13 protein-coding genes are annotated in these 13,101 nt (G+C 67.9%); 7 read left to right on the top strand and 6 right to left on the bottom strand.

Going from position 1 to position 13,101, the window contains the following annotated elements; translation table 11 throughout:
- Positions 1-82: 82 nt before the first annotated feature.
- The 6 genes from AC1HFW_RS06010 (at position 83) to AC1HFW_RS05985 (ending at position 7,110) form a co-directional block, all read left to right on the top strand.
- The gene (locus AC1HFW_RS06010; RefSeq protein WP_006394516.1) at positions 83-820 is read left to right on the top strand and encodes a glutamine amidotransferase; all 738 of its coding nucleotides are present in this window, start codon (positions 83-85) and stop codon (positions 818-820) included.
- 110 nt (positions 821-930) lie between these two features.
- On the top strand, positions 931-1,773 hold the full coding sequence (locus AC1HFW_RS06005) for a bifunctional transcriptional activator/DNA repair enzyme AdaA (protein WP_241066910.1): 843 nt from the start codon (positions 931-933) through the stop codon (positions 1,771-1,773).
- 149 nt (positions 1,774-1,922) lie between these two features.
- Positions 1,923-2,426 carry an RNA polymerase sigma factor gene (locus AC1HFW_RS06000; protein WP_479282233.1) on the top strand — a complete coding sequence of 168 codons (504 nt, stop codon included), beginning with the start codon at positions 1,923-1,925 and terminating at the stop codon, positions 2,424-2,426.
- A gap of 3 nt (positions 2,427-2,429) precedes the next feature.
- Positions 2,430-3,344, top strand: coding sequence for a FecR family protein (locus AC1HFW_RS05995; RefSeq protein WP_479282232.1), 915 nt, complete (start codon positions 2,430-2,432; stop codon positions 3,342-3,344).
- A gap of 132 nt (positions 3,345-3,476) precedes the next feature.
- Entirely contained in the window at positions 3,477-5,936 is a 2,460-nt protein-coding gene (locus tag AC1HFW_RS05990; protein WP_479282231.1) for a TonB-dependent siderophore receptor, read from the top strand.
- A 16-nt stretch (positions 5,937-5,952) separates the two neighbouring features.
- Positions 5,953-7,110, top strand: a complete 1,158-nt coding sequence (locus AC1HFW_RS05985) for a PepSY-associated TM helix domain-containing protein (RefSeq protein ID WP_479282230.1) — start codon at positions 5,953-5,955, stop codon at positions 7,108-7,110.
- A gap of 93 nt (positions 7,111-7,203) precedes the next feature.
- Here the strand turns inward: AC1HFW_RS05985 and ppsA are convergent, their stop codons facing one another.
- Positions 7,204-9,570: a phosphoenolpyruvate synthase gene (ppsA, locus tag AC1HFW_RS05980; protein WP_006394510.1), complete on the bottom strand. Its 2,367-nt coding sequence runs from the start codon at positions 9,568-9,570 to the stop codon at positions 7,204-7,206.
- A gap of 191 nt (positions 9,571-9,761) precedes the next feature.
- On the opposite strand from ppsA, the gene ppsR reads away from it, so the two are divergent.
- Positions 9,762-10,589 (top strand): posphoenolpyruvate synthetase regulatory kinase/phosphorylase PpsR, encoded by an 828-nt coding sequence (gene ppsR, locus AC1HFW_RS05975; protein ID WP_006394509.1) that lies wholly within the window; start codon positions 9,762-9,764, stop codon positions 10,587-10,589.
- A 59-nt stretch (positions 10,590-10,648) separates the two neighbouring features.
- On the opposite strand, the gene AC1HFW_RS05970 is transcribed toward ppsR, so the two are convergent.
- The 5 genes from AC1HFW_RS05970 to AC1HFW_RS05950 form a co-directional block, all read right to left on the bottom strand.
- Positions 10,649-11,128: a DUF2846 domain-containing protein gene (locus AC1HFW_RS05970; protein ID WP_104021526.1), complete on the bottom strand. Its 480-nt coding sequence runs from the start codon at positions 11,126-11,128 to the stop codon at positions 10,649-10,651.
- Positions 11,129-11,147: 19 nt separating this feature from the next.
- A complete protein-coding gene (locus AC1HFW_RS05965) occupies positions 11,148-11,621 on the bottom strand; it encodes a DUF2846 domain-containing protein (RefSeq protein WP_192579579.1) in 474 nt (157 codons plus the stop codon).
- Positions 11,622-11,642: 21 nt separating this feature from the next.
- Positions 11,643-12,083: a DUF2846 domain-containing protein gene (locus AC1HFW_RS05960; RefSeq protein WP_479286466.1), complete on the bottom strand. Its 441-nt coding sequence runs from the start codon at positions 12,081-12,083 to the stop codon at positions 11,643-11,645.
- Positions 12,084-12,106: 23 nt separating this feature from the next.
- Positions 12,107-12,532, bottom strand: a complete 426-nt coding sequence (locus AC1HFW_RS05955; RefSeq protein ID WP_479282228.1) for a hypothetical protein — start codon at positions 12,530-12,532, stop codon at positions 12,107-12,109.
- A 106-nt stretch (positions 12,533-12,638) separates the two neighbouring features.
- Entirely contained in the window at positions 12,639-13,100 is a 462-nt protein-coding gene (locus AC1HFW_RS05950; protein ID WP_061071504.1) for a DUF2846 domain-containing protein, read from the bottom strand.
- Between the last annotated feature and the right edge of the window lies 1 nt (position 13,101).

Below are 13,101 nucleotides of genomic sequence, written 5' to 3'. Positions count from 1 at the left end.
GCCCACCCCGGACAATCGGCTGGATTATGATGTGCGCTGGCTGAAGTCCCCGGCCCCAGGCATTTTCCACGCACACACCCCAATGACCGCTGCAATCTCCTCCGCCCGTCCCGTTCTCATCCTGCACACGGGCGACCCGGACGATACGCTCAAAAGCCAGTTCGGCGGCTATGCCGAACAGCTGGCGCGGGCCTCCGGCCTGACGCCGGACGCCCTCGAGGTCGTGGCCGTCCACGCCGGCGAACGCCCGCGCGCGCCGGACCAGTACCGCGCCGCCCTGATCACCGGCTCGCCCGCCATGGTCTCCGACCTGGAACCCTGGAGCGAGGACACCGCCGCCTGGCTGCGCGAGGCCGCCGCGGCCGGCCTGCCGATGTTCGGCATCTGCTACGGCCACCAGCTGCTGGCGCACGCGCTGGGCGGCAAGGTGGGCTACAACCCCGCCGGCCGCGAAGTCGGCACCCAGACGGTCGAGCTGCTGCCCGCCGCCGCCGGCGACAGGCTGCTGGCGGACCTGCCGCCCACCTTCCCGGCCCAGATGCTGCACGCGCAGACCGTGCTGCAGCTGCCGCCAGGCGCCGCCGTGCTGGCGCGGTCCGACCTGGACCCGCACCAGATGATCCGCATCGGCCGCAACATCTTCTCGACCCAGTTCCACCCCGAATTCGGCCCTGATTTCGTGCGCGCCCATCTGGAACGCTTCGGCCGCCGCTACGCCGCCGAGAATCTCGACGTGCCCGGCCTGTCCGCCAACGTGCGCGCCACCCCGGTGTCGGGCGAGCTGGTGCGCCGCTTCCTGGACGCCTACGCGCCCGCCTGAGGCCCGGCCTGGGGCGCGCGCCGCCCCGGGCAACAACCGGAGTGCGGCGCGGGCCGGCCTTTGAGAACATTGTCGAAAGCGCGCGAACCGGCGCGCCCCTGGAGCCCGACATGACCCACGCCGCCCCCTTGAGCAAACAGCACGCCGCCGCCGTCGAACGCGCCTGCCGGGCGCTGGAGGCCGAGCAGCCGCCCGATCTGAACACGCTGGCCGAACAGGCCGGCATGAGCCGCTTCCACTTCCACCGCATCTTCAAGGCCGCCACCGGCATCACGCCCAAGGCCTACGCCAACGCGCTGCGCGCCGACCGCGCCCGCCAGCAGCTGCGCCAGAGCGCCAGCGTCACCGACGCCATGTACGGCGCCGGCTTCAACTCCAGCGGCCGCTTCTACGAGGCCGCGCCGGCCATCCTGGGCATGACGCCCACCGCCTTCCGCAAGGACGGCGAAGGCGTCGAGATCCGCTTCGCCGTGGGCCAGTGCGCGCTCGGCGCGCTGCTGGTCGCGGCCAGCGACACCGGCATCTGCGAAATCGCGCTGCACGAGGATCCCGAACAACTGGTGCGCGACCTGCAGGACCGCTTCAAGGCGGCCCGGCTGATCGGCGCCGACCACGAGTTCGAGCAATGGATGGCGGCGGTGGTCGGCTTCGTCGAGAACCCGTCCGTGGGCCTGCACCTGCCGCTGGACGTGCGCGGCACCGCCTTCCAGCGCCGCGTCTGGGAGGCGCTGCGCGAGATCCCGGTGGGCACCACGGTCACCTACACCGACGTCGCCGAACGCATCGGCTCGCCGCGTTCGGTGCGCGCGGTGGCGCGGGCCTGCGCCACCAACAACATCGCGCTGGCGATCCCCTGCCACCGCGTGGTGCGCACCGACGGCTCGCTGGCCGGCTACCGCTGGGGCATCGAGCGCAAGCGCGAACTGATCGAACGCGAGGCCAAGGCGGCCTGAAGCCAGCAGCGCGTCATGGCCGCGGGCGCGGCGCAGCCCGCCTCGGGCCGGCATCGCATGCCACGGCAGGGAACCCCGGTATAATTGAGAAACGTTGTCAATCGTATTTGACTGATTCTCACCCGGGCCCTTCCGCCCGCCGGCTTTCCATGAACGTGCCCGTTGGCGACATCTCCGCCCTCTACCAAGCCGAAGTGCGGCGCCTGCGCGCCATCGTGCGCCGCATCGTGGGCAGCCAGGGCGCGGCCGAGGACGTCGTGCAGCAGGCCTTCACCAACCTGCTGCGCGTGGGCGCCCCGCCCACCCAGGTCAATGCCGGCTATATCACCCGGGCGGCCCACAACCTCGCCCTGAACCACCTGCGCGACGCGCGCCGGCGGGCGCAGATGGAACTGACCGGCCTGGAACTCGAACACATCCCCGATCCCCGGCCCACGCCGGAAATGATCGTGATGTACCGGCGCGAGCTGGAGCGCCTGCTGCAAGCCATCGCGGCGCTGCCCGAACGCCGGCGCCAGGCTTTCGTGCTCAAGCGCCTCGAGGGCCTGTCCTATGACGAGATCGCCGAACGCATGGGCACCAGCCGCAATACCGTGATCTCGCAGGTCGTGGCCGCCATGGCGCAACTGGATGCCGCGCTGGAGTCCGCCTGAGCCATGGCCGCCCCCGCCCAGGACCCGGTTTATCTGGCCGCCCTCGAATGGCTCGCGCGGCTGAACGACGAGGACGCCACCGAACAGGATCGCCGCGCGTTCGCCGGCTGGCTGGACGCGGATCCGGCCCACCCCGCCGCCTATGCGCGGGCGCAGGCGCTGTGGAACCGCTTCGACGCGGTCCGTCCCGCCGTCGACCGCATGCACCGTCGCCGCGCCATGCTGGGCGTGCTGGCGGCCGCCTTGACCGTTCCCGCGCTGTATGCGTTATCGCGCCTGCACCTGCTGGCGGACTATCGCACCAGCATCGGCGAACGGCGCCGCATCGTCCTCGCCGACGGCAGCACACTGGAACTGGGCAGCGACACCGCCTTGTCGGTCCACTTCGACAGCCACCAACGCCAATTGACCCTGCATCGCGGCCAGGCCTACTTCCAGGTCGCCGCCGACGCCTCGAGGCGCTTTTCCGTGCGGGCCGGCCAGGGGATCAGCACGGCGCTCGGCACGCAATTCGACGTCAAGCTGCTGGACGACATCGTCACCGTGTCGGTCACCGAGCATGCGGTCGCGGTGCGGCCGCGTCCCGATGCGCCGCCCGTTACCCTCGAGGCAGGCTGGCAGATGCGATACGGCGTCTCGGGCGGCGCCGCGCCCACGCGCTTCGACCAGGCGGCCGCGCTGGCCTGGCGCCAGGATCGCCTGGTGTTCAACGACGTGCCGCTGGCCACCGTGCTGGCCGAGCTGCAACGCTACCAGCGCGGCCCCATCTTCCTGATGGACGCGGGCGTCGGCGCCCTGCCGGTCACGGCCGCCTTCCACACGGCGGATCCGCAAGAGGCCCTGCGCGGCCTGGCGGAAACCTTCCCGATCCGGCTGCGCGTCGTGGCGGGCTACGCCACCCTGGTCTACGCGCGCTGACCGCTGAAACACATTTAGTTACCAACTGCCCGCCCGCTTCGATCATCAGTTTTCGCCCGCCCGGTGTTTGACAGGGGGAGGACGCGCAATTCGCCGTCGCGATATCGAAACACGAACAAGGGCAAACCGCATATGTCGGCCGCACAACACCATTCCCTACGCCACCGCGCTGGCGCCTCTCTGCACACCAGCCGCCATAACCTGCGCCGCCTGGCGGCCGCCCTGCTCGCGGCCACCGCCTGGACCGCGGGCCAGCCCGCCGCGCGGGCGCAGGCCGCTCCCGCCGCCACGCACCAACACTTCGATATCCCCAGCCAGCCGCTGGCCAGCGCCCTGCTGTCCTATACCGCCTCCACGGGCCTGCAACTGGTCATGAGCGGCGACATCGCGCGCGACCGGACCGCCCCCGCGCTGCGCGGCAGCTATACCCCCGATGAGGCCTTGACGCGCCTGCTGGCCGGCTCGGGCCTGGGCTGGCGCCACAGCGGCAACACCCTGATCGTGTCGCGGCTGCCCGCCGCCGCGAGCGACGCCACCACGCTCGACCCCATCCGGGTGCAAGGCGCGAGCGAGACCATCCGATACGTGGCCGACACCTCCGGCGCCGGCACCAAGACCGACGCGCGGCTGATCGAGACGCCGCAATCCATCTCGGTGGTGACGCGCCAGCAGATGGACGACCAGGCGGTGCAGAACGTGCGCCAGGCGTTGCGCTACACGCCCGGCCTGACCGCCGAATACCGCGGCGCCGGCGGCTCGCGCTACGACACGGTGATCTACCGCGGCTTTGGCGGCGGCATCAACTACGACTACGCCCATCTGGACGGAATGCGCCTGCTGGGCACGAACTACGCCATCCCGCAGATCGACACCTACAACCTGGAACGCATCGAAGTGCTGCGCGGTCCGTCATCCGTGCTGTTCGGCCAGGGCACCCCGGGCGGCCTGATCAACCTGGTCAGCAAGAAGCCCACCGCCACGCCGCTGCACGAGATCGAACTGCAGGCGGGCAGCCACAGCTTCGGGCAGGCCGCCTTCGACTTCGGCGGCCCGGTGGACGACGCCGGCAAGGTGCTCTACCGGCTGACCGGCGTTGCCCACACCGGCAAGACCCAGATCGACTACCAGAAGGACGAGCGCGTGGCGATCGCGCCCGCGGTCACGTTCCGCCCCAACGCCGACACCTCGCTGACGCTCCTGGCGCAGTACCAGCATGATCCCTATGGCGGCTACTTCGGCTTCCTGCCGGCCGCGGGCACCATCCAGGACCTGCCCGGCGGCGGCCGCATCGGCCGCCACTTCTTCGACGGCTCGCCGCGCTTCGATGAATTCAAGCGCACGCAGACGGCCCTGGGCTATCTGCTGGATCATCGGATCGACGAGGTCTGGTCGGTGCAGTCCAACCTGCGCTACATGCAGATGAAAACGGACTACAAGAGCGTCTACACCACGGGGCTGAACGCCGCCGATCCGGCCAACCCGCTGCTGACACGGCGCGCCATCGTCAATCACGCCAACATGGACGCGGTGACCGCGGACAACCATGCCCAGGCCCGCTTCAACACGGGGGCCCTCGCGCACACCGCGCTGTTCGGCATCGACTACCAGCGCCTGAGTTATCGCGAAGACCAGGGCATGGGCGCGGCGCCATCCCTGTCAATCAACCAGCCTGATTACGCCGCCGCCATCGCCACGCCCTCGATCACCGTGCGCAGCAAGCAGACGCTGGACCAGTTGGGCCTGTACGCGCAGGACCAGGTGAAACTGGGCCAATGGACAGTTCTGGGCGGCATCCGCCAGGACTGGGCCGGCAACGACCGGCGCAACCGGATCAACGGCGACGCCACCAACCAGTCCGACCGCGCCTTCACCTGGCGCCTGGGCTCGGTCTACGAATTCGACAATGGCGTGGCCCCCTACGTCAGCTATTCGCGTTCGTTCCAGCCGGTGGCCGACGCCGACGCCCAGGGCAATCTGTTCAAGCCCACCAAGGGCGAGCAATACGAGGCCGGCATCAAGTACCAGCCGCCCGGCCAGGACGCCTTCGTCAGCGCCGCCGTCTACCAGCTCACCCAGAGCAACGTACTCACGACCGATCCGGCCAACACCAACTACAGCATCCAGACGGGCGAGGTGCGCTCGCGCGGCCTGGAACTGGAAGGCAAGGCCAGCCTGACGCGCAACCTGGATCTGCTGGCGTCCTACACCCTGATGGACAACGTCAACACGCGCAGCACCACCGCGCAGGGCAAGCACCCCACCTACGTCTCGCGCCACAGCGCCAACGCCTGGGCCAACTACACCTTCCACAGCGGCCCGCTGGCCGGCCTGAGCCTGGGCGGCGGCGTGCGCTACGTCGGCAGCAGCTATGCCAACGCCGACAACACGCTAAAGGTATCGCCCTTCACGGTGGTGGATGCCGCGGTGCGCTACGACCTGGGGCAGGCCATCCCTTCGCTCAAGGGCCTCACCGCCGGCATCAACGCCAGCAACCTGTTCGATCGCGAATACGTGTCGGCGTGCGCCACCGCGACCAAGTGCTTCTACGGCGCCGGACGCACCGTCATCGGCACCCTAACCTACCGCTGGTAAGCGTGGCGGCCCCGGCATGAGCACCGACGCCCCGCCCCGCCTGCGCACCTGGCGATGGCTCCATACGTGGTCCAGCCTGGCATGCACGCTGTTCCTGCTGATGCTGTGCCTGACCGGGCTGCCGCTGATCTTCCATGACGAGATCGACGCCTGGTTCGACGCCCCCGCCAGTGTCCCGCCGGCGCGGCAGGCGGCCGCGCCACGGGACGTGGATGCCATGGCCGCGCAGGTGCGCGAGCAATACCCGCGCCGTGACATCCGCTTCATCGTCTGGCTGGACGAACCTCACCAGTACCGTTTCGGGCTGAGCCCGGGCGCGCCCGGCCAGAAGCCCTTCGCGCTGGTCGATGCGCGCGGCCCCGTGATCACCGGCGAGGCCTGGAGCGAGAAGGACTGGCGCCACGGCGGGCCGATGGCGCTGTTGTTGCGGCTGCATACCGACATGCTGCTGGGCATGCCGGGCAGCCTGATCCTGGCCGTCATGGGCGCGCTGCTGCTGGTATCGCTGGTTTCCGGTGTGGCGCTATACGGCGGCTTCATGCGCAAGACGCCGTTCGGCACCGTGCGCAAGCGGCGTTCGCGGCTGCTGCGCATGCTGGACCTGCACAATCTGCTGGGCATGGTGCTGCTGGTCTGGTTGGCCGTGGTCGGACTGAGCGGCGCGATCAACACCCTCGATTCGTTCGTCTTTGGCGCCTGGCGCGCGCATGCGGCCAGCCGGCAGTTGGCCGCCCCGCCGCCCGGTCCGCCGGTCGCCAGGCCGCTGCAGGCCGCCGTCGACCTGGCCCGGCGCACGCTGCCGGATCGCGACGTCAGCTTCCTGGCGCTGCCCGGTTCGCTGTTCTCGTCCGACGGCGCCTGTACCGTCTTCATGCAGGGCCGCACGCCGCTGACGCGGCACCTGCTGCAACCGGTCGTGGTGCGCATCGCCGACGGCGCACTGCTCGACGCGGACCCGCCGCCCTGGTACATGTGGCTGCTGGAAGGCTCGCGGCCGCTGCATTTCGGCAACTACGCCGGCCTGCCGCTCAAGCTGATCTGGGCCTTGCTGGACCTGGCGACCATCGCCGTGCTGGTCACGGGGCTCTACCTGTATCTGCCCAGGCGGCGCGGGCCAGGCCGGCCGCAGCCCGGCGAGACGCGTCGCGGCGCGCCCGCCGCGCCACGAAGCTAGGCGCGGCAGACAACGGCTGGACGGCCGCGAAGCCTCCCCAAGAAAAAACCCCCGCTTCTTTCGAATGCGGGGGTTTGCGTCAACGCGGGCGACTTACTGCTTCGCCAGGCGCTGCCAGGTGTCGACCACCGTGTCCGGGTTCAGCGACATCGACAGGATGCCTTCATCCTTGAGCCACTGCGCGAAGTCTGGGTGATCGCTGGGGCCCTGGCCGCAGATGCCGACGTACTTGTTGGCCGCCAGGCAAGCCTTGATCGCGCGGCGCAGCATGAACTTTACGGCCTCGTCGCGTTCGTCGAAATCGGCCGCCAGCAGTTCCATGCCGGAGTCGCGGTCCAGGCCCAGGGTCAGCTGGGTCATGTCGTTCGAACCGATCGAGAAGCCGTCGAAGTACTGCAGGAACTCGTCGGCCAGGATGGCGTTGGAGGGCACTTCGCACATCATGATCAGCTTCAGGCCGTTCTCGCCGCGCGCCAGGCCGTGCTTGGCGAGCAGGTTGACCACCTTTTCCGCCTGGCCCAGGGTGCGCACGAACGGCACCATGATCTCGACGTTGGTCAGGCCCATGTCATCGCGCACCTTCTTGAGCGCTTCGCATTCCATGCGGAAGCACTCGGCGAAGTCGTCGGCGATGTAGCGCGAGGCGCCGCGGAAGCCCAGCATCGGGTTCTCTTCCTCGGGCTCGTAGCGCGAACCGCCGACCAGCTTGCGGTACTCGTTGGACTTGAAGTCCGACATGCGCACGATCACGGGCTTCGGGTAGAAGGCCGCCGCGATGGTGGCCACGCCTTCGGCCATCTTCTCGACGAAGAAGGCGCGCGGGCTGGCATGGCCGCGGGCGGCCGATTCCACGGCCTTCTTCAGTTCGCCATCGACGTTCGGGTAGTCCAGCACCGCCTTCGGGTGGATGCCGATGTTGTTGTTGATGATGAATTCCAGGCGCGCCAGGCCGACGCCGCCGTTGGGGATCTGGGCGAAGTCGAACGCCAGCTGGGGGTTGCCCACGTTCATCATGATCTTCAGGTCGATGGCGGGCATTTCGCCGCGGCGCACTTCCTCGACCTCGGTCTCGATCAGGCCGTCATAGATGCGGCCTTCGTCGCCCTCGGCGCACGACACGGTCACGGCCTGGCCTTCCTTGAGCAGGTCGGTGGCGTTGCCGCAACCCACCACGGCCGGAATGCCGAGCTCGCGCGCGATGATGGCCGCGTGGCAGGTACGGCCGCCACGGTTGGTCACGATCGCCGAAGCGCGCTTCATGACGGGTTCCCAGTTGGGGTCGGTCATGTCGGTGACCAGCACGTCGCCGGGCTGGACCTTGTCCATGTCGGAGATGTCGCCGACCACGCGCACCGGACCCGAACCGATCTTCTGGCCAATGGCGCGGCCGGTGATCAGGACCTGGCCGGTGGCCTTCAGGCGGTAGCGCTGCTGCACGTCGTTGGCGCCCTGCTGCGACTTCACCGTTTCCGGGCGCGCCTGCAGGATGTAGATCTTGCCGTCGACGCCGTCGCGGCCCCACTCGATGTCCATCGGACGGCCGTAGTGCTTCTCGATGATGACGGCGTAGCGCGCCAGTTCGTTGACCTCGTCGTCGGTCAGCGAGTAGCGGTTGCGCTCGGACACCGGCACGTCGACCGTGCGCACGGCGCGGCCTTCCGGACGCTCGGGGTCGAATTCCATCTTGATCAGCTTGGAACCGATGCGGCGGCCGACGATCGGGAAATGGCCCTGGGCCAGCGTGGGCTTGAAGACGTAGAACTCGTCGGGGTTGACGGCGCCCTGCACCACGGTTTCGCCCAGGCCGTACGACGAGGTGATGAACACCACGTCCTGGAAGCCCGATTCGGTGTCGATGGTGAACATCACGCCGGCGCTGCCCTTGTCCGAACGCACCATGCGCTGGATGCCGGCCGACAGGGCCACATCGGCGTGGGCGTAGCCCTTGTGCACGCGGTAGGAGATGGCGCGGTCGTTGTAGAGCGAGGCGAACACGTGGCGGATCTTGTCCAGCACGTCATCGATGCCGACGACGTTCAGGAAGGTTTCCTGCTGGCCGGCGAACGAAGCGTCGGGCAGGTCTTCGGCGGTAGCCGACGAGCGCACGGCGAACGAGCCCTTGCCATCAGCGTCGAGCTTGGCGAAGGCGTCGCGGATCTGGGCTTCGAATTCGGCCGAGAACGGGGCCTCGACGATCCATTGGCGGATCTGCGCGCCGGCGTTGGCCAGCTCGCGCACGTCTTCGGGGTTCAGCGTGGTCAGGCGTTCGGCGATGCGCTTGTCCAGACCGGAGGCCTGGAGGAAGTCGCGGAAGGCGTCAGCGGTCGTGGCAAAGCCGCCCGGCACGCGGACACCCGCGCCAGACAGCTGGCTGATCATTTCGCCTAGTGATGCGTTCTTGCCTCCTACCGAGTCCACGTCCGTCATGCGGAGCTGCTCGAACAAAACAACGTACGACATTGAAGTCACCTTTTACAATGGAATGAAAGCGAGTTTGGTCAATGCAGATTCGACGCCGGCTACCGCCGGGAATTCGTCGATCCGCCTGCGCTGACCAAACTGGCCTTGGACCGCCCTTGGGGTGACTTATAGGGGCCTGATTGTACTCGGAGGAGCACATCCGGCCATCCGCCTGGTTGGAATTTTTACATATGACATCTACCCCGATCGTACGCACGGTATACATCGTTTCCGACAGCACCGGCATCACCGCGGAAACCTTCAGCCAGTCGGTGCTTTCCCAGTTCGAGGAAGTCGATTTCAAGCCCGTGCGGCTGCCGTTTGTCGACACGCTCGAAAAAGCCGCCGAAGTGGCCATGCGCATCGACCGCAGCGCCCTGGAAGCCGGCGTGCCGCCGATTGTCTTCAGCACCCTGGTCAATCCCGACATCCTGGCTCGTGTTCGCCAGGCGAACGGAATTTTCCTGGACCTGTTCGGCACCTTCGTCAGCCATATCGAGCAGGCGCTGGGGCTGAAATCCAGCCACTCCATCGGCCGCTCGCACATGCAGGCCAATTCGGAAAAGTATCGCAACCGGATCGACGCCATCAACTTCAGCCTGGCGCACGACGACGGCCAGTTCGTCAACCAGCTGGACCAGGCCGACGTCATCCTGGTGGGCGTGTCCCGCTGCGGCAAGACCCCGACCAGCCTGTACCTGGCCATGCAGTACGCCATCAAGGCCGCCAACTTCCCCCTGACGCCCGATGATTTCGAGCGCGGCACCCTGCCCTCGACCATCGCCCCGCACCGCGCCAAGCTGTTCGGCCTGTCGATCCAGCCCGAGCGCCTGTCCGAGGTGCGCAACGAGCGCCGCCCCAACAGCCGCTACGCGCAGCTGGAGCAGTGCCGCTATGAAGTGGCCGAGGCCGAGCGCATGATGCGCCGCGAGGGCATTTCGTGGCTGTCCACCACCACCAAGTCGATCGAGGAGATCTCGACCACGGTGCTGCAGGAAGTGGGCCTGGACCGCGGCTGAAAACGATCAGGGCGCGCCATTGGCGCGCCCTGATCGGCAAACCCGGCCGCCCGCGGCGGTCAGCGACGCAGCTTCACGCGTTCGCGCGAGCCGGCGCCCCAGTACCTCAGCGGCGCCATTTCCTGCTCCGCCAGCGTTTCCGAGTCTTCCATGCGCATGGCCTGGGTGCCGACGCTGGACGAATTGCCGCCCACGCCCTCGATGCTCAGGCGCACGTAGCGCGTCTGGCCCGGCGCCAGATCGAAGGTCACGAATTCGTTTTCACGCATCGTGTCGACGCGATAGGTTCCGGCCGGCCGGTTGATGAAGAAGAAGCTGCCCGGCTTGGAACGCCCCACCTTGGTACCGTTGACCCGCAGGTACGGCTGGCTCGACAGCACGCTGCCCGGCGCCGGCGGCTGGTAGAAGTAGATCCGGCCGGTATCCGGCACCATGACGGGAATGCTCGCCGCCACGTCCCGGTAGCGGGCGCCCCCGCACCCCGTCAACACCCCCGCCGCGATGGCGGCGGCGGCCAGCATTCTGAGCCCGCGTTTCATATCCTTCCTTGTTTTGTGATTACAGGCCTGGCACCTGCTCCGACGAGGCCGCGCCCCAATAGCGCAACCGCCGCATTTCGAACTCGGCCGTCTCCGGAGGATCGACCAACGTCAACCCCGCCTTGCCTGTCGCCGTCTTGCCATCATTGGATGCCACGTCGACGCGCACATAGCGGGTCTGCCCCGCGTCCAACATGAAGCTCACGCCGCTGTCGGTCCAATACAGGCTGGTCACCACATAGCTGCCGGCGGGCCGATCGACGAAAAAGAATCCCCCCTGCTTGTTGCGGCCCACGACGACGCCGTTGACGCGCAGCTTCTGCTGCCGCGTTGTCACCAGGTTCGGGTGAAGCTGATAGAAATAGATGCGCCCCTGGCCCTGGGGAATGGGAGGAATCTGCGCGGCAGCAGTCTCGTACCGCGTCCCGGCACAGCCCGCCAACGCCACGGCCATCACCGCCACGGCGGCGGACAATGCAGTCCTGCGATTCATCGTCATCTCTCGAGTTGGAGGCTACAGCCCCGGCACCTGTTCGGGCGAAGCCGCGCCCCAATAGCGCAGCCGGTGCATTTCGCGTTCGGCCATCTCGGGCGGATCGACCAGTTCCATCATCAGCTTGCCCGACGCGCCGGTGCTGCCCAGCGACTCGGCAACGATGCGCACGTAGCGCGTCTGCCCCGCGTCCAACATGAAGCTCACCCCGTCGCCGGTCCAGTACAGGTTGGTCACCGTGTAGCTGCCCGCCGGCCGGTCGACGAAGAAGAAGGCGCCCGGCTTGTTGCGGCCGACCACCGCGTCGTTGACGCGCAGCTTCTGCTGTGCAGACGACATCATTTCCGGCTGGGGCTGATAGAAATAAATGCGGCCCTTGTCCTGCGGGACCGGCGGGATCCGCGAGGCGGCCTTTTCGTATTTGGATCCTGCGCAGCCAACCAGGGCAAACGCCGCCAACATCACGGCGGCCATTTTCACCGGGCTCATTGGCGCATCTCCACCGGCAAGGTGACGGGGCGCGACAGCGCGATATAGGACCCCTCGCCAGGCAGGTAGAAGCCCACCAGCTTGCCCGAAGACGCCACCGGATAGGCTTCGTTCTGCCGGCGCGTCTGGATCGTGAACAGGCGCCCCTGTGCGCGGTAGACATCACCCTGAGGTATGGCACCGACGCGCTGCCATTGCGATCCCGATGGCAACGTCACCGCCCCCTCGTTGGGCAGCGTCGCGATCACCGCCCGCGACAGCTGGATCGTATTGACAGAGTCCGATGCGGCGACCGGCACCAGCGACACCCGCTCCGACCTCACGGCCATGCAGCCGCCCAGCACGATCGCGCATGCGCCCACGACAAGCCACACACGGACCACATGGCCCAATTTCCCGTCCTTGACCTGAGATGACGCCATGAGTCCCTCGAATGGCAAAAGCGTCGAGTATATATAAACGCGACATATCTTTACAGAATTTAGCCGCGCCCCTGGCTGCACATGGACACCGCGGGACCTGCGCGCGTCAGTAGCGCAGCTTCTCGCGGTCGCGCCAGCCCGCGCCCCAATAACGCAGGCCGGTCATGTCCTGCAGGGCCGTCTCGGCCGATTCCTCCAGCCGCAGCACCTGCGCGCCGTTGACGATATCGGCGCGCACATAGCGGGTCTGGCCGGCCTCCAGCGGCACCGGCAGCGCCTCCCTGGCCGACCGCTTGTAGAGGGCGGTGGCCAGCGTGTGCGGGCCAGCGGGCCGATCGACGAAGAAGAAGCGGCCCGGCTTGGACCGGCCAACCTTGCGGCCGTCGACCAGGATCGCCGGCTCGGCGGCGTTGGCGCCATCGGCCTGGGCCGGCTGGTAGACATAGATACGGCCATTACCGGCCTCGATGGCCGGGATCTGCGCGGCGATCTCGCCATAGCGCGGTCCGGCGCAACCGGCCAGCAACAACGCGGCGGCCGACATCACAAGCATCTTCCCGATCTTCATG

The organism is Achromobacter sp. ISS7 (genome assembly GCF_056523125.1).
This window is presented reverse-complemented; position numbering and strand designations above follow the sequence as displayed.

Bases quoted from the DNA above. Each gene is read 5' to 3' on its own strand.
- AC1HFW_RS06010 (WP_006394516.1), top strand. From the start codon at position 83: ATGACCGCTGCAATCTCCTCCGCCCGTCCCGTTCTCATCCTGCACACG.
- AC1HFW_RS06005 (WP_241066910.1), top strand. From the start codon at position 931: ATGACCCACGCCGCCCCCTTGAGCAAACAGCACGCCGCCGCCGTCGAA.
- AC1HFW_RS06000 (WP_479282233.1), top strand. From the start codon at position 1,923: ATGAACGTGCCCGTTGGCGACATCTCCGCCCTCTACCAAGCCGAAGTG.
- AC1HFW_RS05995 (WP_479282232.1), top strand. From the start codon at position 2,430: ATGGCCGCCCCCGCCCAGGACCCGGTTTATCTGGCCGCCCTCGAATGG.
- AC1HFW_RS05990 (WP_479282231.1), top strand. From the start codon at position 3,477: ATGTCGGCCGCACAACACCATTCCCTACGCCACCGCGCTGGCGCCTCT.
- AC1HFW_RS05985 (WP_479282230.1), top strand. From the start codon at position 5,953: ATGAGCACCGACGCCCCGCCCCGCCTGCGCACCTGGCGATGGCTCCAT.
- ppsA (WP_006394510.1), bottom strand. From the start codon at position 9,570: ATGTCGTACGTTGTTTTGTTCGAGCAGCTCCGCATGACGGACGTGGAC.
- ppsR (WP_006394509.1), top strand. From the start codon at position 9,762: ATGACATCTACCCCGATCGTACGCACGGTATACATCGTTTCCGACAGC.
- AC1HFW_RS05970 (WP_104021526.1), bottom strand. From the start codon at position 11,128: ATGAAACGCGGGCTCAGAATGCTGGCCGCCGCCGCCATCGCGGCGGGG.
- AC1HFW_RS05965 (WP_192579579.1), bottom strand. From the start codon at position 11,621: ATGAATCGCAGGACTGCATTGTCCGCCGCCGTGGCGGTGATGGCCGTG.
- AC1HFW_RS05960 (WP_479286466.1), bottom strand. From the start codon at position 12,083: ATGTTGGCGGCGTTTGCCCTGGTTGGCTGCGCAGGATCCAAATACGAA.
- AC1HFW_RS05955 (WP_479282228.1), bottom strand. From the start codon at position 12,532: ATGGCGTCATCTCAGGTCAAGGACGGGAAATTGGGCCATGTGGTCCGT.
- AC1HFW_RS05950 (WP_061071504.1), bottom strand. From the start codon at position 13,100: ATGAAGATCGGGAAGATGCTTGTGATGTCGGCCGCCGCGTTGTTGCTG.